The organism is Actinomyces glycerinitolerans (genome assembly GCF_900098745.1).
Classification (GTDB): domain Bacteria; phylum Actinomycetota; class Actinomycetes; order Actinomycetales; family Actinomycetaceae; genus Actinomyces; species Actinomyces glycerinitolerans.
Map to the genome: position 1 here is coordinate 408,272 of NZ_FQTT01000010.1, position 22,118 is coordinate 430,389.

At 66.0% G+C, this 22,118-nt stretch carries 18 protein-coding genes; 6 read left to right on the forward strand and 12 right to left on the reverse strand.

The window, feature by feature from the left end; translation table 11 throughout:
* Window positions 1–66 precede the first annotated feature (66 nt).
* The 5 genes from ACGLYG10_RS08240 to ACGLYG10_RS08260 all read right to left on the reverse strand — a co-directional run bounded on the left by ACGLYG10_RS08240 (window position 67) and on the right by ACGLYG10_RS08260 (window position 6,000).
* Complete coding sequence (locus ACGLYG10_RS08240) at window positions 67–2,985, reverse strand: FtsX-like permease family protein (protein ID WP_073330290.1); 2,919 nt, start codon at window positions 2,983–2,985, stop codon at window positions 67–69.
* Window positions 2,982–3,722 carry an ABC transporter ATP-binding protein gene (locus ACGLYG10_RS08245; protein ID WP_073330293.1) on the reverse strand — a complete coding sequence of 247 codons (741 nt, stop codon included), beginning with the start codon at window positions 3,720–3,722 and terminating at the stop codon, window positions 2,982–2,984. The genes ACGLYG10_RS08240 and ACGLYG10_RS08245 overlap by 4 nt, the downstream gene beginning before the upstream one ends.
* Window positions 3,722–4,489, reverse strand: coding sequence for a PadR family transcriptional regulator (locus ACGLYG10_RS08250; RefSeq protein WP_073330295.1), 768 nt, complete (start codon window positions 4,487–4,489; stop codon window positions 3,722–3,724). The genes ACGLYG10_RS08245 and ACGLYG10_RS08250 overlap by 1 nt, the downstream gene beginning before the upstream one ends.
* Window positions 4,490–4,798: 309 nt before the next feature.
* Entirely contained in the window at window positions 4,799–5,470 is a 672-nt protein-coding gene (locus tag ACGLYG10_RS08255) for a response regulator transcription factor (protein WP_073330298.1), read from the reverse strand.
* Window positions 5,467–6,000: a histidine kinase dimerization/phosphoacceptor domain-containing protein gene (locus ACGLYG10_RS08260; RefSeq protein ID WP_073330301.1), complete on the reverse strand. Its 534-nt coding sequence runs from the start codon at window positions 5,998–6,000 to the stop codon at window positions 5,467–5,469. Before ACGLYG10_RS08260 ends, ACGLYG10_RS08255 begins: the two co-directional genes overlap by 4 nt.
* Window positions 6,001–6,270: 270 nt before the next feature.
* Here ACGLYG10_RS08260 and ACGLYG10_RS08265 point away from each other — a divergent pair, with 270 nt between their 5' ends.
* A complete protein-coding gene (locus ACGLYG10_RS08265) occupies window positions 6,271–7,005 on the forward strand; it encodes a CPBP family intramembrane glutamic endopeptidase (protein ID WP_073330304.1) in 735 nt (244 codons plus the stop codon).
* Window positions 7,006–7,143: 138 nt separating this feature from the next.
* On the opposite strand, the gene ACGLYG10_RS08270 is transcribed toward ACGLYG10_RS08265, so the two are convergent.
* The gene (locus tag ACGLYG10_RS08270; protein WP_083565796.1) at window positions 7,144–7,857 is read right to left on the reverse strand and encodes an anaerobic ribonucleoside-triphosphate reductase activating protein; all 714 of its coding nucleotides are present in this window, start codon (window positions 7,855–7,857) and stop codon (window positions 7,144–7,146) included.
* Between the two features lie 182 nt (window positions 7,858–8,039).
* The gene (locus tag ACGLYG10_RS08275; protein WP_395994448.1) at window positions 8,040–9,989 is read right to left on the reverse strand and encodes a ribonucleoside triphosphate reductase; all 1,950 of its coding nucleotides are present in this window, start codon (window positions 9,987–9,989) and stop codon (window positions 8,040–8,042) included.
* Between the two features lie 414 nt (window positions 9,990–10,403).
* On the opposite strand from ACGLYG10_RS08275, the gene ACGLYG10_RS08280 reads away from it, so the two are divergent.
* The 5 genes from ACGLYG10_RS08280 to rbsK all read left to right on the forward strand — a co-directional run bounded on the left by ACGLYG10_RS08280 (window position 10,404) and on the right by rbsK (window position 15,649).
* A complete protein-coding gene (locus ACGLYG10_RS08280) occupies window positions 10,404–11,396 on the forward strand; it encodes a sugar-binding transcriptional regulator (RefSeq protein WP_073330309.1) in 993 nt (330 codons plus the stop codon).
* A gap of 223 nt (window positions 11,397–11,619) precedes the next feature.
* Entirely contained in the window at window positions 11,620–12,276 is a 657-nt protein-coding gene (gene deoC, locus ACGLYG10_RS08285) for a deoxyribose-phosphate aldolase (RefSeq protein WP_073330312.1), read from the forward strand.
* A complete protein-coding gene (gene fucP, locus ACGLYG10_RS08290) occupies window positions 12,273–13,661 on the forward strand; it encodes an L-fucose:H+ symporter permease (protein ID WP_073330316.1) in 1,389 nt (462 codons plus the stop codon). Before deoC ends, fucP begins: the two co-directional genes overlap by 4 nt.
* Window positions 13,662–13,663: 2 nt before the next feature.
* On the forward strand, window positions 13,664–14,683 hold the full coding sequence (locus ACGLYG10_RS08295) for an aldose 1-epimerase family protein (protein ID WP_073330319.1): 1,020 nt from the start codon (window positions 13,664–13,666) through the stop codon (window positions 14,681–14,683).
* A 3-nt stretch (window positions 14,684–14,686) separates the two neighbouring features.
* On the forward strand, window positions 14,687–15,649 hold the full coding sequence (rbsK, locus tag ACGLYG10_RS08300; protein ID WP_073330322.1) for a ribokinase: 963 nt from the start codon (window positions 14,687–14,689) through the stop codon (window positions 15,647–15,649).
* Window positions 15,650–15,757: 108 nt separating this feature from the next.
* Here rbsK and ACGLYG10_RS08305 read toward each other — a convergent pair whose 3' ends face one another.
* Genes ACGLYG10_RS08305 through ACGLYG10_RS08325 form a run of 5 tightly spaced genes read right to left on the reverse strand, consistent with a single transcriptional unit; the run spans window position 15,758 to window position 22,089 of the window.
* Window positions 15,758–17,860 carry a glycoside hydrolase 5 family protein gene (locus ACGLYG10_RS08305; RefSeq protein WP_073330325.1) on the reverse strand — a complete coding sequence of 701 codons (2,103 nt, stop codon included), beginning with the start codon at window positions 17,858–17,860 and terminating at the stop codon, window positions 15,758–15,760.
* On the reverse strand, window positions 17,851–18,942 hold the full coding sequence (locus ACGLYG10_RS08310; protein WP_073330328.1) for an SIS domain-containing protein: 1,092 nt from the start codon (window positions 18,940–18,942) through the stop codon (window positions 17,851–17,853). The genes ACGLYG10_RS08305 and ACGLYG10_RS08310 overlap by 10 nt, the downstream gene beginning before the upstream one ends.
* A gap of 17 nt (window positions 18,943–18,959) precedes the next feature.
* On the reverse strand, window positions 18,960–19,835 hold the full coding sequence (locus tag ACGLYG10_RS08315) for a carbohydrate ABC transporter permease (RefSeq protein ID WP_083565771.1): 876 nt from the start codon (window positions 19,833–19,835) through the stop codon (window positions 18,960–18,962).
* A complete protein-coding gene (locus ACGLYG10_RS08320) occupies window positions 19,832–20,779 on the reverse strand; it encodes a carbohydrate ABC transporter permease (protein WP_083565772.1) in 948 nt (315 codons plus the stop codon). Before ACGLYG10_RS08320 ends, ACGLYG10_RS08315 begins: the two co-directional genes overlap by 4 nt.
* Window positions 20,780–20,790: 11 nt before the next feature.
* Window positions 20,791–22,089 (reverse strand): ABC transporter substrate-binding protein, encoded by a 1,299-nt coding sequence (locus tag ACGLYG10_RS08325; RefSeq protein WP_083565773.1) that lies wholly within the window; start codon window positions 22,087–22,089, stop codon window positions 20,791–20,793.
* Window positions 22,090–22,118 lie beyond the last annotated feature (29 nt).

Consider the following 22,118-nt stretch of genomic DNA (forward strand, 5'->3'; position numbering starts at 1 on the left):
CCCCGGGGTGGTCGTGGAATGCACCCCAAGGTCGTGAAACGCCCCCAAGGTCGTGGAACGTGACGGCTAGTCGTCGCGGGAGCGCGCCAGATGGCGCGGCGGGCGACCCATCAGCCACGCCACGCCCAGACCCACCGCGACGAAGCCGGCCAGTCCCACCAGCTGCCAGCCCCACAGGCCCTCCAGGCGCAGCCAGGGACCGTCAATGGCCACGTGCCGATTCCAGGCCACCAGATACGCGGCCACCGCCCAGCCGCACACCGCCCCGGCGGGCACGCCGAGCGCCAGGATGACGGTGGCATGGGCGGCCGTGAGTCGTCGCAGGAAACGCGGCGAGGCTCCCACCGCGTGCATGGTGACCATGTCGGCGCGCATCTGAGTGCGGGTCAGTAGCAGACTCACCACCAGTGCGAACAGGGCCACCGCCGCTAGCACGGCCAGGACCGCGAAGTCGGCCACGCCGCCCCAAGGCGGCAGATCCGAGTTGGTCCCGACAGTCACCAGGTCGCTCCGCTCCTCAACAACTCGCCGTGCAGTGGCGGTCTCCGCCGCGGTCAGCGGTCGCGACAGCTGCACCATCTCCCCCACGTATATCGGCGCGTCGGCGCCGGTCAGCCCCAGCTCGGCGGCGGTGGCGGGCGACACCGTGATGGTGGCGGTCATCCGTGGCAGGAAGTAGGCGTCCCGGGATTGCGGGTGCTGGACGGTCATGGCGGCATCGCTGTAGTCCATCAGACCTACACGAACCGTGCCGTCATCATCGATCCAGGTGGCGTTGTTGACCACCACACCGCCCGCCTCCAGGAGCTCCGCGGCCTCCTGCGCCCCGTCCAGGCCTGTGGCGCGCAGCGCCTGCCCTTCCATTACAAAGACATCGTCTCCCAGCATCCAGGGGGCCGTGATGCCCGGGTTGTATCCCTGCCCCGCAGGTACACAAGTCACCGTGTCCACCAGTCCCAGAGAGGCCGCGACGTCCGGGTCGGTGAAGTCGGGGCAGCGGGAGTCGGCCGGGGGTTCGACTCTGAGGGTGTACGACACGCCCTCCTTACGAAAGTCCATCGCGCGAACCGGCGCGGAGCCGGTGACGGGCAGACCGGCGTCTTGCAGCACACTCGCGGCGTCGGCCAGGACGGCGGCGTCGAAGTCGTCGGAAACCGGCACGCGTGGTCCCAGCGCGAGGTGCCCGGGCGCCACCAGAACCGTGGAGGTGTCGTTGTAGTTGGCTGTTGAGGACGCCAGGTAGACGGTCTGCCCGCCGGCCAGCGCGACGACGACACCGATCGCACCGACCACCGGCAGGGCGCGGCCGCGGTGGGCGGCGGCGTCTCGGGCGGCCACGCGCAGCGCCAGCGGCCCCTTGGCCAGCACCATGATTGCGGCGTCGAGCGCAACCGGGGCCAACACGAACAGCCCCACCGCACCCAGCAGCAGGGCCACCACCAGTAGCGGCACGGCGGCTCCCCCGGGCAGTGTGCCGGGCACCGCCGGCGCCTCTCCGGGCGCGGCGACGGGTATTTGTATGCGCAGTGAGGCAAGGGCGCAGCCGATCGCGGCCGCCAGCAGGCACGCACCGCCGAGCAGGCGCCACCTGCGTCCGGCCCGACTCTGCTGAGCGCCGACCGCGTCCGCCGGCCAGTTCCCGCGCTTGAGCGCCTGGACCGGCTCCATGCGCGCCACTCGCCGGGCGGGCGCGAGTGTGGCCAGCCACCCGGCCAAGGCGGCGCCCGCGACAACGAGCACCGGCAGCCACCCCGGCAGGCCCGCGAGCGCTTGTACCTCGGGTTCGAAGATGCGGTAGGCCGCCCAGGCGGCGACGAGTCCGCCACCGGCGCCGAGCACTCCGCCCAGGCAGCCGATCGCAATCCCCTGCAGGGTGATGGTGCGGGCCAGCTGTCGCGGTGCGGCTCCGGTGGCGGAGGCGAGGGCCAGGGTGCGGCGCTGCTGCTCGGCGGCGACCACGAAGGCGGGGGTCACCAGCCCCAGCAGCAGGCCCGCGGCGGCGGCGCAGGCGATCACGGTCATCACCAGGGCGGTGGCCAGGTAGTCGGCGCTGACGGCCACCGGATACAGCTCGGAGGCGTCCGGGTAGTTGGTGAGCACGTGGCGGGAGACGGCGAAGGCCATCTCGCCATTGAGCTGCTTGGCGACCTCCCACGTGATCGGGTCGGGGCCGGTGACCAGGAAGTGGGTGTCGACGCCGGCCGGGTCGTCCTGGACCGCCGGCGCCAGCCAGTCCGGCAGCGCCCAGGCGCGGGCGGCGCCGTCGTCGACCAGGCCGGTGACGCGGTAGGTGCGCCGGGAGTCCTGCATGACCTCGGCGATGCGCCCGCTGGTGGAGTACCAGCCGTCGAAGGGCGGGGCGATCAGGATGATCGCCTCTCCCACCTCCACGCCGGTGCGCCCGGCCAGGGCGGTGGTGATGACGACGTCGGCGGTGCCGGTCGGGGCGGCGCCGGCGACCAGCGGGGGCAGGAGCAGCTCCAGGCCGGCGGCGTCTGCCTCGCGCAGGGTGAAGGTTCCAATTGCGCCGAAGTCCGCGCCCTGCAGGTCCCCTGCGGCGGCGGGCGTGGCCGCGCCCGCTTCGGCGTCGGGGTCGGCCAGGGCGAGCAGGTCCTCAGAGTCCCAGAACTGCAGGACCCGGTCGCGCGCGGGGAGGTAGCTGGCCAACTCCTCAGCAGTCAGGGGCACGGTGTCCGGCGAGTCCATCCAGGGCCCGGGCGCGCCCTCGGGCACCTGCCGGAACGGGGCCTCCACGGGGTCGACGGCCGTGCCGGTCACGAGTGCCTGTGCGCCGTCGGGAATGGATGCCAGGGCCGCCTGCCGGGTGGGCGGGGTGGACAGGCGGGTGCCCAGGAAACCGACGATCAGTACCAGCGGGGCCGCCACCAGCAGGATCGCCAGCAGGCTGCGGGCCTTATGCGCCAGGGCGTCGCGCACGGCCAGGCGGACCACGGGGCGCAGGGCCCGCAGCCGGGCCGCGTTCACCGGCCCTCCCCCGGCGTGGCCAGCAGCGCGTCGACGTCGCCGGGGTCGGAGGCGCCTACCAGGCGGCCGTCGCGCAGGAAGACCGTGCGGTCGGCCCAGGCGGCGAAGCGGGGCTCGTGAGTGACCATGAGGACGGCGACGCCGTCGTCGGCGCGCTCCCGCAACACCGTGATGACCGCGGTGCCGGTGGCGGAGTCGAGTGCGCCGGTGGGTTCGTCCGCGAGCAGCAGGCGGCGCGGGCCGACGATGGCGCGGGCGATGGCGGCACGCTGCGCCTGGCCGCCGGACATGTCGCCGGGCAGGCGGTCGGCCAGATCCGCCAAGCCGACCTGTTCCAGCGCGTTCAGTGCGGCCGCCCGGGCGCGACGGGCGGGCCAGCCGTCAAGCTCCAGGGGGAAGGCGGCATTCTCGGCGGCGGTCAGAGAAGGCAGCAGGTTGAAGTCCTGGAAGACGAAGCCGACGGCGCGGCGGCGCACCTCGGCCAGGGCGGTGCGGTCCAGGCCGGCCAGGTCGCGGCCCGCCAGGATCACGCTGCCGGAGGTGGGCCGGTCCAGGGCACCGGCGAGGTTGAGCAGGGTCGACTTCCCGGATCCGGACGGGCCCATGACGGCGACGAACTCACCGGGCGCGACCGTGAGGTCGACCCCGTCCAGGGCGGTGACGGCGCGGGCGCCGGTGCCGTGAATGCGGCCGACGCCGCGGAGCTCGAGTACGGGCTGCTGACGCGAGGCGCGCATCAGGACCGCCTCCCGGTGGATGAGACCGGCGCGGTGGAGGCGGGAGACGCGGCAGGCGTGGTGGACGCGGCCGAAGCGCGGAGCGCGGCGGCGCGGGTCAGGCGGCCCTCGGCGTCGTCGAGCCAGCGCAACTCGGCCTCGACGATGAACACGTGGTGGTCCAGGACGAGCGTGGTGGCCAGGTCCTCGTCGGCGGCGGCACGGCGGGCGCGGTTGATCTCGTGGAGGGTGGTCTGCGTGGCCTGGCGCTGCTGCTGGATCAGCGCAGCGACGTCGACGTCAGGGGAGGCGGTGGCCAGCGCGAGCTTGATGACGAGCTCGTCGCGTTCGGGGGCGCGGCGGGCCACCGGGCTTGCCCACCAATGGGCGAGCTCCTCTCGGCCCGCGTCGGTCAGGGTCCAGGCGGCCACGTCCCGGTTGGCGGTGGGCAGCGTCTGCGTATTGGAAGGCCCGGTTACGGGAGCCGCGTCCGCAGCAGCCGGCGCGGCGTCGGAGTTGCGCGGCGTGGGCTGCGCCGCTGCCGCCGGGACGGAGGTGGATGCGGCGGAAGCGGTTGCGGAACCCGGCGCGCCGGGGCCGTTCACGGGCCGGCCGGGATCGAGGCGTATCACCAGGCCGTCGCGTTCTAGGCGCGCCAGCGTGGTGGCGACCTGCCCGATGTTGAGGGGCCAGGTGGTTCCGGTGGCCGCTTCGAAGTCCTTGCGCAGCTGGTAGGTGCCCGCGGGACCGCGTGCGAGTAGGGCGAGCAGGGCGTGTTTCACGGCCATTGCCGACTCCCGGGTCGTGAGAATCCCGGCAAACGGCGATGCTTACCGGGTAACGCTTACTCGGTAAGCATAGGTGTTCAAGGGGCCCGGCTCAAGCACACGGTCGAGCAGTGGGCAGCAGCGACGAAGGTGGCACGGAATGCACCACTTTCCCTGCACAGCAGACCCGCTTCGGGCACAGCAGGCGCGCAATCATGCGGTTCGGCGTTTCGTCGAGTACAGCCGACACGTGAAAGTGGTGCAGTTTATGACAACTACAACTCGTGGCGCGCGGGTCGCACCGTCAGCGTCGGTGGTGGCAGATCGGGCCTACAGCCCTTGGCGGGCGGGTCGCACCAGCCCGGCCTCGTAGGCGGCGATCACCAACTGCGCCCGGTCCCGAGCGCCCAGTCGCGCTAGCAAGGCGTTGATGTGACTGCGGCGGGTGGCGCGGGTGATCCTCAGCTCCTCCTCGATCTCGGTGTTAGACATTCCACGGGCGATCAGCGTAAGAACTTCGCGTTGCCGCGGGGTCAACGTCTCCAACCGAGCGGTTGAGGAGGTCGCGGCGGGCACGCAGTGATCGAGCAAGCGCGCCATCAGGCTTGGGGCAAGTAACGACTGCCCGGAGTGCACGGTGCGCACGGCGTCGAGAAGCATGCTCGGGTCGGCGTCCTTGAGGAGGAAGCCGGAGGCGCCGGCACGTAGGGCGCCCAGAACGTACTCGTCGAGTTCATACATACTCAGTATGAGTATGCGCGTGTGAGCCAACCGCGGATCGGCGCAGATGCGCGCTGTGACCTCAATACCGGAGAGCGCAGGCATGCGGATGTCCATGAGCACCACATCGGGCCGCAGTCGCGACGCCTCGGCGACGGCGCGTTCCCCGTCGGCGGCCTCGCCCAGTACGGTCATATCCGGCTCGGCGTTGAACAGCGCTATCAGAGAGGCGCGTAACAGGCGCTGGTCCTCGGCCACCAGCACGCCGATCTCGCCGGTCATGCCCGTCTCCCGGCGGTGTCCGTGGCGCGCCAGCCGGTACCGCACGGCGAGTCTCCGGCGTCGATACCCTCGCGATCCGCGTCTGCGGGCGGCGGGACGGGGAAGGCGGAGTCCGGCGAACCCTTGCCGTGCAACACGCGCAGCATGCGCAGCAACCCGGCAGTCGCCTCATGCGAGGCCTGCTCCACCTCCTGCAGGGCGACGCGCAGATCCTGCGGGTCGTGCTCTAGGCGTTGTGCGACGGCCGCCCGAACCATGATCGCCCCCAGGGCACCGGAGATCGTGTCGTGCAAATCGCGAGCGATTTCAAGACGATCCTCGGCGACGGCTCGGGCCGCCGCCTCCCGGGCAAGCGCCCGCTCGAATGCTGCACGATCGCGGTGCCGCAGCCACCACGCCGAGCCGGTCAGACCAAGCAGCACGCCCCACACCACTGTGCGCGTTGCCGTCCCGGGAGCACCGGAGTCGGCGGTGGCCGCCAGGGAGGCGACCAGGAACAGCAGTGCGCAGGCCACCGCCACACGGCCCACGGCGGAGTGTCGGCGTGGAGCGCGAGCTGAGTGAATTGGCGATTTCGGCACCATTGCAGTCTAGGGGGACGACTCGTGCCGGGCATCGAACCTGGGTTCTACATCCGCAGGTCCGAGGAGAAGATGCGAGATCCCTCCCGCGGCCGAGTCGCTGGCAGTGGGCATGACTCCAGACTCGGGGCGATCGGTAAACGGCATCACCGGCACCTTTCGGTGCCGCCGAGTTCACCTGCCGACACCGCTGAATCACCTCGACTGGAGGAGAAACTCATGATGTCTTCCCGTTCATGGGCCTGCCCGAAGACCACCGCCTACCCAAGCCGCGAAGCGGGGCCGCCCTCCAAAACCGCGACGGCGTGCCGGCTGGTTTTCGTCGTTGGCTACACCGGCGCGTTCCTGCTGCACCTGTCGCCGCCGTGGCTGCCTGCGTCGGGACAGGGCGCCTTCACCATGTGGGCCTACGCGGTGCTGCTCATGCTGGCGGTCGGCGGTTGGGGCGGTGAGCTGGCCGAGCAGGGGCGCCTACTGACAGCCGGCCCGCTGCGGGCCGTGGCCTGGCTGGCGCTCGGCGCCGTCGGGGCGGTGGCGCTGGAGAGCGTAGGGGTCCTGGCATCCGACTGGCTCGCCGGCGTCCTGCCCGGCGTGGGGGCCGAGTTGGCCAATGACGCCAATGTTGGTCGGGCAATAGTCGCCTTCCCGCCCTGGGCCGTGCTGGGAGTGTTGGTGTTCGCGGGACCGGTCGTGGAGGAGATGTTCTTCCGCCAGTTCCTGTTGACCGCCATTGCCGACCGCACCCGGGCGTGGGTGGGGATCACGGTCTCCGGTGTGCTGTTCGGCATGCTGCACATGCACTCCTGGACGCTGTCCGAATGGGTAGGCATCATTCCGCACGCCTGCTTCGGCGTCGCGGCCGGAATCCTGTTCGTGAGAACACGTGGCAACGTGTTGTTCCCGGCAGCACTGCACGTGCTCAACAACCTCAGCGCCATCGCCCCCTCGTTGTGAGCTGCGCCCTCGCCCCATTACGGGAGCGCGAGCCATTTCCATAGAAGCGCGTGCGAGCTCCGCCCGGCATTAGTACAGGTCTCGGCGTATCACAGATGCCGGTCTCGGCGGAAGAAGAGGCGCGGGGGCGGCTAGGCGTCAGGCGGGACGGTAGGTGAAGCGGTCCCAGCCGAGGGCCTCGATCTGGGCGGCCATGCGCTCACACTCGGCGTCCCAGCCGGGCGCGGACACGGCGAAGTCGCCGGTGGTGCCCGCGCCGCGGGCCTGTTGGAGGGCGTAGACCCGGGCGCCGGCGTCGTGCACGCGGCGGGCAACCTCCACGGCGTCGGCGGCGGTGACATCCCCGGGAACCACGGTGGTGCGTACCTCGAAGTCGACGCCGTCGCCGCGGGTGGCCGCGTCTACCAGCACCTGCAGACTCTCCCAGGCCTTGGCGGCGGAGTTCGGGCGGCCGACCACGGCGTCGTAGTGCTCGGGCAGCGCCTTGATGTCGAGGCCGACCCAGTCGACCAGCCCGCGCGCCACCATGTCGCGCAGGCGACCCGGGTAGGGGCCGGCGGTGTGCAGGCCCACCTGGAAACCCATCTCCTTCACCTCGGCGGCGGCGTCGGCCAGGGCGTCCTGGCGCAGCGCCTCCCCACCGGTCAGGACGACGCCGTCGAGCAGGCCGCGACGGCGGGCGAGCAGGGAGCGTACTTCATCCCAGGCGACCGCGCCGGGGGTGCGCGTGGGGATGAGGGCCTGGTTGTGGCAGTAGAAGCAGTTCCAGGGGCAGCCCTGCAGGAAGACCGTCGCTACCAGGTGGTCGGGCCAGTCGACGGTGGACATGGGCACGAGCCCGGCGATCTGCAGATCGTCGGCGGGGCGGTGCGCGGGGACTTCGACGTCCACGCCTCCGGGGCGACGGGCGCCGGGCGCGGATTCGCTGCTCACGGTGTCTCCCTGTGGGGATCGAGTGCCTGGGCGCGCGGGGCGCTGGGATCGGAGAGGATCTTCCCCGGTCCCAGCGCCCCGGCGTCGCCTCGGGCGGAATGTCAGGCGCTGATGGAGGTCAGGCGCGAGGTGGTGGTGCCGTGGGCACCGGCCGCCGACTCGGTGAACATCTGCCGCTCCATGTACTCGCCCTTCTTGCCGATGTTGAAGGACTTCACGGGGCGGAAGTAGCCCATGACGCGGGTCCACACCTCGCACTCGACCGGCTCGGCGTCGGGGTGCAGCTCGGCGCACTTGGGGCAGGTGAAGTGCTCGCCGGCCAGGTAGCCGTGGGTCGGGCAGATCGAGAAGGTCGGGGTGATGGTGATGTAGGGCGTGCGGAACGCGGTCAGCGAGCGGCGCACCAGCTCCTTGCAGGCCTGGGCCGAGGAGATGTGCTCGTTCATGTACAGGTGCAGCACCGTGCCGCCCGTGTACTTGGTCTGCAGCTCCTCCTGCATCTCCTGTGCCTCGAAGGGGTCGTCGGTGTAGCCGACGGGCAGCTGGGAGGAGTTGGTGTAGTACGGGTTGGAGTCGGTGCCGGCCTGGAGGATGTCGGGGTAGCGCTTGCGGTCCTCCTTGGCGAACCGGTAGGTGGTGCCCTCGGCGGGGGTGGCCTCCAGGTTGTACAGGTGGCCGGTGGCCTCCTGGATCTCGACCATGCGCCCGCGGACGTGGTCGAGGATGCGCACGCACATGGCGTGACCGCGCGGGTCGGTCAGGTCGTAGGCGTCGTGCGTGAAGTTGCGAACCATCTCGTTCATGCCGTTGACGCCGATGGTGGAGAAGTGGTTGTCCAGCGTGCCGAGCCAGCGCTTAGTGAAGGGGAACAGGCCGGTGTCGATGTGGTGCTGGATGACGGTGCGCTTGAGCTCCAGCGTCTCGGAGGCGATGTCGATCAGGCGGTCCAGCGCCTTCACCAGCCCCTCCTCGTCGCCGGCGTGCAGGTAGCCCAGGCGGGCCATGTTCACGGTGACGACGCCGACGGAGCCGGTCTGCTCGGCCGAGCCGAACAGGCCGTTGCCGCGCTTGAGCAGCTCGCGCAGGTCGAGCTGCAGGCGGCAGCACATGGAGCGGATCATGCCGGGGTCAAGCTCGGAGTTGATGAAGTTCTGGAAGTAGGGCAGGCCGTACTTCGCGGTCATGGTGAACAGCCGGTCGGCGTTGGGGCTGTCCCAGTCGAAGTCCTTGGTGATGTTGTAGGTGGGGATCGGGAAGGTGAAGACGCGGCCGTCTGCGTCGCCGGTGGTCATGACCTCCATGAAGGCACGGTTGATCATGCCCATCTCCTCGGCGAGGTCGCCGTAGGTGAAGTCGCACAGCTCGTCGCCGATCAGCGGGTGCTCGTCGGCCAGATCCGCGGGGCAGGTCCAGTCGAAGGTAAGGTTGGTGAAGGGCGTCTGGGTGCCCCAGCGGGAGGGGACGTTGAGGTTGAAGATGAGCTCCTGCATGCACTGGAGGACCTCGTCGTAGCTCATGTTGTCCAGGCGGACGAAGGGGGCCATGTAGGTGTCGAAGGAGGAGAAGGCCTGCGCGCCGGCCCACTCGTTCTGCAGGGTGCCGAGGAAGTTGACGATTTGGCCGACGGCGGAGGAGAAGTGCTTGGCGGGGCCGGAGGCGATCTTGCCGGGGACGCCGTTGAAGCCCTGCTGGAGCAGGTTCTTCAGCGACCAGCCGGCGCAGTAGCCGGCGAACATGTCCAGGTCGTGAATGTGGATGTCGCCGTTGCGGTGGGCGTCGCCGGCGGCCTGCGGGTAGATCTGGCTGAGCCAGTAGTTGGCGATGACCTTGCCGGAGGTGTTCAGGATCATGCCGCCCAGGGAGTAGCCCTGGTTGGCGTTGGCGTTCACGCGCCAGTCGGAGCGGTCCAGGTACTCGGTGATGGTGGAGACAGCGTCGATCTGGGGCCGCGAGCCGTGGGCGACAGCGGAGTCGGCAGAACCTCGGGCCACGAGCTCGGGGTGCGCGGCGGCCAGGTGAGCGGCGGACGGGGTCTGAGTGCTATCGGACACGGGTAGGGCTCCAGTACTTCTATGGACGGACGGCTCTGGGCTGGCGGCTCAGCTCCGCTGACACCTCAGACACTACCCCGAGAATTACACGCGTGGAACACATCATGTGGGCATGTCGCGGCCGTATAACCACAACATGTTGTGGTTAAGGAACCTGACTGCCGCCGAGGGAGCGGGAGTTTCTCGCGGCATCCCGGGAGGGGCTCAGAGTTCGTTCTTGTGGTCCACCCCGAACCCGAACCGCATGTGATCCATGTCATACATCCGCCCGCATCATGCACTACCGTCATACGTCGCCCGGTGCGAAGCAAGCGCCTTCGCGACACCGCGGCGGCCCGCCGGCCGCCTCCCACCTACGGAGCCAACGACATAGGCTTGCCACCGAAGCAGACAGATACGCCAAGAGGAGCAACGGTGCACGTCACGGGCGTGAAGCTGACACGCAAGGAGGTACTCGCGATCGACGTCGCGCACCTCTACTACGACGCGGGGTTCACGCAGGCGGAGGTGGCCGAACGGGTCCACGTCTCCCGTCCAACGGTCTCAAAACTGCTCGCGTACGCTCAGAGGAGGGGATTCGTTCGTATCGAGATATGTGATCCGCGAGAACAGGACGAGGCACTGATCGAACACCTGCGCGAGCGGTTCGACCTAACCGAGGTCAGGCTCGTCGGCACGTCCCACCACCTTCCCGGTCGGATGCGTTCAGAACTCGGCGCACAAGGCGCAGACATGCTCAGCTCAATCCTCCGCGACGGCGACACTCTAGCCGTCCAAACATCATCAACCCTGAAAGACCTGGCGCAGCACCTGGACCCAGCCCCTTGCAGATCAATAAGAGTCTGGCAAATGGCAAGAACCTTGTCGGAATATCTTCGCGGCAACGAAGACACGGCAGTGTTGCCCCTCCTGGCGAGCCAGCTACACGCCGAGCTGGCCACCCTCCCATGTCCTTTGCTCGTCCACTCCGTCCCCGAGGCAAACCGGTTACGCGCCGAAGCGAAGACGCGTGACATCCTTACTCGGCTAGCCTCTGCACGCATCGCCGTCTTCTTCGCGGCGCCGATCGGCGGCATCACCCCCACGGTGGGCAAGCTTGGCCTGAACCACCGCGAGGCGGAAACCATCATGCAACACGCCGTCGGAGAACTATGCGCACGCATAATCGACGCGGAGGGGCGCGTGTGCGTACCCGACCTCAATAATCGAACAATCAGTATCACTTTGCCCGACCTCCGCCACATAGAACAAAAGATACTCATTGCCGGAGGAGAGCAGAGTGCGCCCGTGGTCCGAGCAGCGCTCCTCAACCGATACGTAGACAGGCTAGTCGTCGACGTCGAGACCGCTCGCCGGATTGCATCCGTGGACACACGATGTGAGCCCCAAACGCTCATACCGCGCTAGACGCCGTTCACAGCCAGCACCGCCGGAACATGTGTGCCATCTGGGCACCTTCGCTCCAATCTCCGTCGACGACCGCCCCCCTAGCACCGACTTATCGTTGGAATCTCGGGGCGAACCCAGAGCTCAGCGCGACTCGGAGCGCACTGTGTACGAACACGACGGCGCACGTATCCTGCCGGTTGACACCTCTTCACCAGAGGTTATGCAGAACAAAGGAGTTCACATGTCAACACGCGCGTCCTTAATCGACGACACGCTTCTGGATCCCGCGGCACGAAAACAACAGATCGACCGTTTGTGTCACGAGGCCGACGAGCTAGGCATGGCTTCCGTGTGTGTAAACCCCGTGCACGTTCCTCATGCCGTAGCACTCCTATCACAGTCGTCGACCCTGGTGTGCACCGTCATTGACTTTCCCTTCGGCGCCAGTTCACCGCACTCCAAGGCCGCACAGACACGCATTGCAATCGAAGACGGCGCAGACGAAGTCGACATGGTCGTCAACATCGGCGCAGTGAAGGATCACGATTGGGAGGCCGTCGAAGCAGACATAAATGGAGTGGTAACGTCCGCCCCAGAACATACGGTGAAGGTGATCTTGGAAACCGGCCTACTAGACGACGAAGAGATCCGTGCTGCATGCAAATGCGCTGAACGAGCCGGCGCAAAATACGTCAAGACCTCCACCGGATACTTGGGTGAAGGAGCAACGGTGCACGCAGTCTCGATCATGAACGACGCCGTCGGCGGACGCCTCGGCATCAAGGCGTCCGGAGGAATCCGTACGCCTCAGCAGATGGACGCTATGATCCAGGCCGGCGCAACCCGCATCGGCGCGTCAGCAGGACGGAAACTTCTCGGCCGGGGTGACCGGGCATGAGCGCTCAAGTCGTCACCCGCCCCAAGTCGATCGGAGTCATTCGCGACCCCAGCCGCCAGCTCGCAGATGGGTATCTCGACCGAACTCCGCTCTTCCAATATGTACTGCTATCCATCTGTTTCCCGATGTGGGGCGCGGCAGCCGCACTGAATGACATATTGATCACGCAGTTCAAGTCTGTATTCACACTTTCAGACTTCGCCTCCGCCTTCGTTCAATCCGCATTCTACGGGGGATACTTCGTGCTGGCGATTCCGGCCTCGAGAGTGATCAGGCGGTGGAGCTACAAGACTGGCATACTGACCGGTCTAACGTTCTATATCATCGGATGCACGATGTTCTTCCCCGCATCCCGGGTCGCGACCTACTCCGTGTTCCTTGCCGCGTTGTTCGCAATCGCGGTCGGCCTGTCCTTCCTCGAGACGTCTTGTAACACATACTCATCAATGGTAGGGCCGAAGCGGCTGGCAACTCTCCGCTTGAATATCTCACAAACCTTCTACCCACTCGGCTCAATCGCTGGAATCTTGCTCGGAAAGTACCTCATCTTCACCGAGGGGCAGTCTCTGGACAAGCAGTTGAGTGGGCTTTCCGCCGAAGAACAACACCAGCTGGCCGAACAAATGCTGCTGCGCACACTTCAGCCATACCGATTCCTGATCGTGGTTCTGCTCGCTCTTCTTCTGGTGATAGCACTTACACAGATGCCCTCCTGCAAGCCTCAGCACGTCTCCGACACAGGCGTCAACCAGGATCGCGCGACGATACTCCAAACACTGTCCTACCTTGCGCACAACGGGCGTTTCCGCCAGGGAATCGTGACACAGTTCCTGTATGTCGGCATGCAAACGGCGGTCTGGTCCTTCACGATTCGGCTGGCCCTGACACTCGACGATTCCCTGAACGAGCGCACAGCCTCAAACTACATGGTCTGGGCGTACGCGGCGTTCTTCATCGGGAAATTCACGGCGAACCTGCTTATGACCAGGTTCAACGAGGACCTAGTTCTAGTCGGTTACGCGATCGCCGGCGTACTAACACTCGTCTACGTGATCGCCGTCCCTAACATCACCGCGGTTTACGCCGCAATACTCGTCTCCGGACTGTTCGGCCCGTGCTGGGCGACCATCTATGCGCGAACTCTGGACTCGATCGAGGACAAGCGACACACCGAGACCGGCGGCGCAATAATCGTCATGTCCATCATTGGCGGAGCCGTCATCCCGGCAGTCCAAGGACTCATTTCCGACCTGACGGGCTCAATGCAGCTATCATTCGTAGTCAATATCGTTTGTTTCGGCGCCGTGCTGCTGTACTTCGCAGCGGCGTATCGCCGGAGCACACCACGCCGTTCTTCCACAACGATCTCCGACAAGGCGGACTAGCAATGTTTACAATCCCCCTACACCGTTCCGTTTTCAACACGGAAAGCACCGTCGTTCTACAAGATGATCTCTTCACCGTCACCGCCCGCAGTTATCCCAGCGGCGTATCGTCCCTCACCGTCAGGAATACACGCGGACACGTCGAGGTGCTGCCCTTCATGGGCCAAATCATCTGGGACGCCGTGTTCGACGGGCGAAGCCTCCGAATGACGAACATGTTCAGTCAGCCGCTACCCGCCAAGGAGATCTCCGCTACGTACGGATGCTTTGCCTTCCACTCGGGGCTCCTCGCCGCAGGCTGCCCTTCCCCGGAAGACGATCACCCGCTCCACGGAGAGTTCGCATGCGCTCCGATGCAAGAAGCATGGCTCGAGCTTGACAATGACCGCATTCGCGTCGTCTCTCGCTACGAGTACGTTATGGGCTTCGGCCACCATTATGTGGCCAAACCGTACGTCGAGCTACGACCAACATCATCTTTGTTCGACATTGGACTGGACGTTACCAATTGTTCCGCATATGCGGAGATGCCATTGCAGTACATGTGTCACATGAACTATGCATTCATCCCCGGTGGACACATGCACCAAACCCTCCCCGACGGCACGTTTCAGCTGCGTAGAACAATACCTGCGCATGTACATCCGACCCCAGAATGGACCGAGCTGAACAAGGCTATCCTCGCAGGTAGCCTCGATGCGAACTCGCTTGAAGGCGCCGAGGCGTTCGACCCGGAGATCGTGTACTTCGCCGACGATCTACCCCGTTACGGGAATGATCTAGAGTTCACTCTTGAGTCCCCCGGGGGCAGAACCTTCTTGACGAGGTTCGCTTCTTCGCAGTTCCCGGTGGCCACGCGTTGGATTCTTCACAACGCCGACCAGAAGGTCGCCGCCTTCGTTCTTCCCGGGACTTCCCGACCGGAGGGGAGAATTGCGGCGGAAAAGGCGTGCACGCTCATTCACTTGCAGGCAGGAGACTCCCGCCACTTCGTCGTCACCACTGGAGTCAAGGAGGACTGATCCGTGTCCACTAACTCGAATGAGCGGCAAACTGATTCCGCGCCGCAGATTGCGGTCATCGGTTCGAACATGGTCGACCTCATCTCCTACATTCGCCGAATGCCGAAAGAGGGGGAAACACTCGAGGCTCCCGACTTCTCAATGGGATGCGGAGGAAAGGGCGCCAACCAGGCGGTAGCAGCTTCACGCCTGGGATCCAAGGTTTTGATGGTGACGCGCGTCGGAAATGATATCTTCGCAGAGAACACGATAGCTAACTTTGCGAACAACGGCATTGACACGACGTACGTTCTGCCGACCGAGGCGACGAGCGGGGTTGCGCCCATCTTCGTCGACGAACAGTCTCGCAACTCGATACTCATCATCAAGGGCGCTAATGCTCTGCTGACCCCGGACGATCTGGACGCCGCCGAGTCTGACATCGCAAAGTGCAAACTCATTGTCCTTCAACTCGAGATTCCACTGGAGACAGTGTATGCAGCCATCGAGATGGGTACGCGCCTCGGTATTCCGGTGCTACTGAACCCAGCGCCCGCTCAGCCGGACCTCGTTCTTGACAAGATCAAGGGCTGCGAGTTCCTTGTTCCTAACGAGTCCGAGTTGTCCCTTTTGACGGGCATGCCGGTTGACTCCTTGGAGGATATACGTCGCGCCGCCTCGGTACTGCTGAGAGTCGGGGTCAAGCACGTGATAGTCACCCTGGGTTCCCGGGGTGCGCTGTGGCTCAACACGCAGGGCGAAGAGCTCCTGCCGGCGGCACATGTCACACCTCTTGACACAACCGGCGCCGGTGACGCGTTTATTGGTTGCTTCAGCCACTTCCTCGTCCAGACCGGCGACATTCGCCGGGCCCTCATCCAGGCCAACGCCTACGCAGGCGATTCGGTGACGCGGCGGGGAACTCAGACCTCCTATGCCACGGCAGAGGAGTTCGCGCGCATACAACCGGAGCTAAAGGAGGACTGATCGGACTCGTGCAGAGACATCCCGGAGGCTCGCGCGTCTTCTCAGTGTTCGCCCGCGAGCCTCCGGGGTCTCTCGCCGCATTGTCGCCGATGTGGTGCTGCTGCTCGGTCAGGCCCCCGGCCGCGCGTTCCACGTGACAATGCGCGCGCCGAACGCGGGAACCGTAACGGTCATGCCCTCGCGGATGCCCGGCGTCGAGTCGGAATCGCCCGTGCGGTCGGGCGAGTGGACGACCAGGGAGTCCGTGTGGACCTCGGAGGGTGCGTGTACGCGGATGGGGACTTCGACGGCGTCCGGGCCATGATTGGTGGCCACCAGCATGCCTCCCCCGTTACCGGTGAGTACTCCCCTGGTCAGCTCGCCGTCGTCCAAGTCCACCGGCAGGCGACATCCCGACAGCTCGCGGACGAAGCGGTACAGGCGCCAGACGCGGTCGTCGTCGTGGGCGTCCGGAGTGGCCGCGGCCATAAGCTCGAGCGGATACGCGCTGACGACCACGGCGCCATCCCCACGGGTGAATAGCGTCAGCGCCGGGGCACCAGCCGCCGTGCACGCCAGGACCTCGGCGCCCTCCGCCTCCAGTTCCACCCCGCGTCCATGCAGGTCGGCACTGCCTCCGGGAAGGGAGAGCTCATCGCCTACTGCGAAGCCGCCGAAGGGCCGAACGACAGTGAGCCTCAGATCCTCATCGACCGGAGCCCGGTCCTTGATACGTACACCGGCGAACCGGTGCAGCTCGGGGATCGCGCTCTCCGCGGACAGCGACAGGTAGAGAACTCCCCCGTCAGCCACGTAGTTCGACGCACCCTGCCAGAAGGAGGTACGCACGTGCAGCAGGGAGTTCGTCGTCGACGTTAGCGGCGCGGGCAGCACGGTTACAGGCGTCGTCGGCCAGGCGTCGTCGAGGGTCTCCCGGGGGAACTGGACGGGCATCCCCGCCCGCTCGGAGTAGACGAAGGCGTTGAGAAGGCCGCGGATGAGGGGTTTGACGTCGCGGGTGGAGTCCCAGGACTGTTCGGATGGGACGTAGGGTCCCGCCGGCGCATCGTCGAGTCCGTAGTTCTCCTGCGCGTAGGGGTGGGCGTACTCGCGCGGCACCGGTATCGAGGCCAGGGCTCGGGGGCCGTCCGAGGCGCAGCGCTCGAGGTCGAAACCCGCCAGGCAGGCGCGCAGGTCGGACAGGGATGTCAGCCGCGGGCGCGGGACGTTGTCGGCGTCGACGAGTCCGAACTGGGTCTCGTGTGGCATCCGCACATACGGTGCGCGCCCATAGGCGTCGGCCTCGGCGTCGATCCAGCACCAGGCGTAGAAGCCGATGGCGCCCGCCCCAAAACCCGACCAGCACGACAGATGGTCGTAGTGCGCAATGACATCGGGGGCGTGCTGGGTCGACGAAGCACCGAATTCGTGGATCATCACGGATTTGCCGGCGCCGCGCGCCAATGCGGTCTCGAATGCCGCCGCATGCGTCATGCGACGCGATTCCAGCCGATCGGCGTAGAGCTCCGGCGAATAGATCGGGTAGGGGTGCACACAGCAGAAGTCGAGTTCGTCGGCCACGACGTCGCAGCGGAATGGCCCGCCGTCGACCTCCTGGGAGGCGGTTCCCACGGTGATCAGGTGGTTCGGGTCGTTCAAGCGCAACGATTCGGCCAGGCGATGGGTCCATAGGCGCGCGTCCTCATCCGAGGTGGAGTCCCCATAGATCCAGAAGGGCGGTTCATCGGTGAGGTCCCAAGCGATGAGTTCGCGGCGACCGGACCAGCGCTCGGCGAGACGGGCGGCGTGCGCGCACTGCGCGTCAAGCAGATGCCGATCCGAATGGGGGTTGATTCCGCTCGCCCAGGGAAGGTCCCAGTAGGCGTCGCCGACTTCGCCGCCCACAAACAGCGTCGGGTGAAGTGTCAGTCCGTTAGCGGCCGCCGCGTCGAGGATCCGGTCGAGGGTCTTCAGGTGCTCCTCGTCGAGCACGCCCTCACGCGGTTCGAGGGCCGCCCACAGCAGGTCGATCCTGACCGTGTCCAGTCCGTGAGCCGCGATGTCGCGGAAAGCTCGGGCGAATTCCCCGGACCCCGTGCGCCACGGCCAATCCGGCCCCGAGCGCGGGACGTAGTGAACGCCGACCGGCACGACCGCCCGGCCCTGGTCATATATGAAGTGTGGCCCCATGCGGAAGCGCCCCGGGCCGTCGTTCAACGGATTCACTCGCATGTCGTCACCTTCGCTCCGACGCTGAACACTCCGGGGGTCTCGCTTTTACGGGATGCCTCCGCCCACGCGGCGAGGAGCAGCGGCAGGGCGACGAGTCCCGCATCTATCAGCGGCTCGCTGTCGGGCAGGACATAGTCGATCGGCAGGTCACCGGCCCGGCAGGCATCGACACCGATAGTCATGGTCGATGCTCCTCTACTCAGCAGTTCGTTGCGGAGCCGGGCATCGAGATCGGAGACCGACGGCTCGACGCACATGAGCACCACTCCGAGTCCGGGGGCGGCCAATTCGAGTGGACCGTGACGAAACTCGGCGGAGTCCATCGATTGGGCGGAGACATGCGCCGATTCCTTGAGAACGAGAGCATTGACCTCTGCCGCCGCGACTCCCGCGCCGCGACCGACGATGATGAGGGAATCCACCTGTTCCATCCAGTCGGCGAGCCGCGCGCCCACGCCCTCGGCATCGTCTATCCAGGCCGCCAGGACGTTCGCGGCGGCGTCGGCCCTGCGGTCCGCCCGCGTGAGGATCGATTCGACCGCGTCGTCCAGGGCGAGGAGCTCGGCGAGTACCTGCATGACGAACATGGTCGAGACATAGGTCTTCGACGAAGGACCGACCTCGACTCCGGCGCCCAGCGTGATTGCGACGTCGGCGGCGTCGGTGAGCGGATTGCCCGCCATGTTCGTGACGACGACGACGGGAATGCCTCTTTCCCTGGTCAAAACACTCATGAGTTTGACCGCCTCCACGCTGTGACCAGACTGGCTGACGATTATCACTCCGTGCCGGTCCGTGAGCGACGCGAGACGGAAGTGCAGAAGCTCGGCGGTGTTGATGACGGTGCTTTCGCGTCCGGATCGACCGAGAACGGACGCCAGACCCGTGACCGCGTCCCCGGAAGTGCCCATGCCCGTCAGAATCAGACGACGCCCGGACAGGCGGCGTCTGACCTCGTTGAGCGCGTGTTTCTGGGCGCGCAGTTCATCGGCCGTCCTGCGCAGGGCGTCCCCGCTCTCGCAGATCTCGCTTAGGAAGACGTCGCGTTCAATGGGTTCGGCGGACTCATATGTCGAGTGCATTCTTGTTCCTTTATCGGTTATTCCTTGGTGGAGCCGGCCGTCAGGCCGTCAATGAACTGGCGCTGCGCCAGGAGGAAGATGATGACCATCGGGACGGCTGTGACAACCGCGCCCGCCATGGTCCCGGGCCAGTCGACGGAGTTCTTGCGCGCGAGGAGCGCCAGTCCGACGGGCAGGGTTCTGGTGGACTCCGAACTAGACACGATCAGCGGCCACAGAAAGTCGTTCCATGTATCGAGGAAGGTGAATATCGTCAGGGTCGCCAGCCCCGGAGCGGCGATCGGCAGGACGATTCTGCGCAGGATTTGGAGTTCGGAGGCGCCGTCCAGGCGGGCCGCTTCCAGCATCGAGTCCGGGATCGACAGGAAGAACTGTCGCATGAGGAAGATCCCGAACACCTGGACGATTCCCGGGGCGATGATGCCCGCAAGCGTGTCTACGCCGAACCATGAGAAATACCGGTTCGCCCACACCATCATCCGATACAGGGGGATGAGGTTGACCTGCATGGGAATCATCATCGTCACCATCAGCAGCCAAAACAGGACGTTGCGCCCGGGGAACCTCAGTTTGGCGAAGGCGTATGCCGCGCACGAGTCGAAGAGGATGTTGAGTGCGACCACGCACACGGTGACGATGACCGAGTTCATCGCATAGGTGCCGAAGGAGGTCTCCGTGAAGATCCGCCCGTAGGCGTGCAACGAGAAGGGCGAGGGGATGATCCCCGAGTCCGGCGAGAATACGTCTTGGGAACGCTTGAAGGAGGTAGACAGGGTCCATAGCCACGGAGCGACCATGACGATTGTCGAGACGACGAGGAGTGCGTAAATCGCCGTCGTAGACGCGGCCCTTCTACGCCGCATGCTCGGTTGCGCTACACGTACGTCCTTCATTGCTCGTCCCTCCTCTCGAGGAGCATTTGGACAGCGGAGGCGAGTGCCAGGAACATGGCAAGGAGATACGCCGCGGCGGAAGCGTGCCCGAGGTCGAGCTCCTCGAAGCGCTTGACGACGAAGTAGACGACGGTCGTCGTCGCCGACACCGGACCCCCCTGAGTCATGACGAAGACCTGGTCGAACACCTGGAAGGCGCCGATGATGCCGACGATGAAGACGAACAGCATCGTCGGGCGCAGCGCGGGAAGGGTAACCGCCCAGAAGCGTCTCCAAGGGCCCGCGCCGTCGACGGCAGCGGCCTCGTAGAGCTCGTGGGGCACGGATTGCAGGGCGGCCAGGAAGACGACCGTTTCGAAGCCGAATCCCTGCCAGACACTGGTCACCGCGACGGCGATCAGCGCGGTCTTCGTGTTGTTCAGCCAGGACACGCCGTTGAGGCCGACCAGTTCCAGCATCTGGTTGATGACCCCGTGTTCGTTGAGCAGCATCTTCCACATGGATGCGACGACGACCAGCGACATGGTCACCGGCAGGAAGAACGCGGACCTGAACAAGGATTGCAGCACCCGCGCCTGATTCAGCAGGAGTGCGGAAAGCAGGCCCAGGAGAGGGCCGGTGGTCATGGTCGCCAGGGCGAATAGTCCCGTGTTGATCCCCGACTTCAGGAAGAGGGGGTCGGTGACGAGGTCGACATAGTTGTCGACGCCGACGAACTGCGGCGGGGCAATACCGTTGTATCTGGTGAAACTCCACCACAGGGAGAGAAGCATCGGGATGAAGAAGAACACCGTGGTGATGAGCATCGCCGGGGCGACCAGGAGCAGGCCCGCCTTGGCCTGACCCGACGTGAACCGTGATCCGCCGGCGCGCACTCCCGTGCGCCCGCCCTCTCGGCGCCTTCTCCCCCTGCCGCTCAGTGATGGGATCAGATTTGCGCTCATTGCGCCGTCACCTACTTCTGAAGCGCCTCGTCGGCCGTCGCCGCCGCTTTTCGGAGTGACACCTCCGGCGGGGTTCCTTGGACAAGGGTTTCGACCACCCCGTCGGTGATCGCCTGATCGATATCGCTCCATCCGGCCACGTAGGGGAAGGGCTGGGCGGACTCGAGGGCCTTCTCGAAGACGGGGAAGGGGACCTGCCCGTCGAAGAATGGGTCCGCCTGCGTGAGTGCGGGCAGTTCGAGGGCCTCCAGAGTGGCGGGAGCCGCGCCCGCCTTCGTGTAGACGAGCTCCTGCTGGGCGGGTTGGAGAAGGAACTGCGCGAGCTCCCATCCACCCGCGGGGTTCTTCGCGCCGGTGGGGATGACTAGTCCTGTCCCGCCGAGGTAGCTGCCCGGCTCCTTCGAGAAGGGCGCATCGGCGACCGCCCACTTCCCGGATTGCTCGGGGACACCGTCCTTGAGGATTCCCATCATATAGGGGCCGTTGAGGAACATGCCGATGCGCTCGTCGGCGATGCCGGCCAGACCGCCCGAATCGCCCTCGTCCGGCCCCCAATAGACCGAGCCGGCATCCATGAGTCGTCCCATGTACTCCAGCGCATCTACTCCCTCGGGCGATGCGAAGGCCGACTTCGTACCGTCCTCGGTGACCAGGCTTCCTCCCTCCTGGAAGAGGAACTGGCTGAATTCGAAGGTGTCGGGTCGCAATTGGAAGGCGTACTTGTCCACCTTTCCGTCGCCGTCGGTATCCTCGGACATCTCTTCGACGACGTTGAGCAGCTCCTCATGCGTCGTGGGCACGTCGAGGCCCTTCTGCTCGAGGATGTCCTTGCGGTAGTAGAGGGCATAGGCATCGAAGTCGTAGGGCAGGACGATCGTGCGCCCGTCATACTCCATCGCCTCTAGCGCACCCTTGGAGTACTGACTCTCGATGGGTTCTCCGTTGAGCTCCCCCTGGGAGATCTCCGATATGTCGGAGAGCACGCCCTGTGCGGCGTAGACGGGTGTCCACACCATGTCGATGGTCGCGAGATCGGGCGCCGCACCGGAAGACACGGCGACCGCCAGCTTGTTCTGGAAGGTGTCGTAGTCGTACTCCTGGTAGTCGATGGTGACGTCGGGGTGGCTCTCCTCGAACAGGTCGAGGGCGGGCTTGACCGGAGATGAGGAGCCGTAATAGTCCCAGACGACGATTGCGTCGCTGTTCGCGCCGTCGTTCGCCGAGCAGGCCCCGACGAGTCCGGACAGCGCGAGGGCGCCGGCGACGAGGGCGGCGGCCTTCAATGGCTGACGTGTTTTCCCTGTGTTCATTGTTCGCTCCTTTGCGAATCAATCTCGGA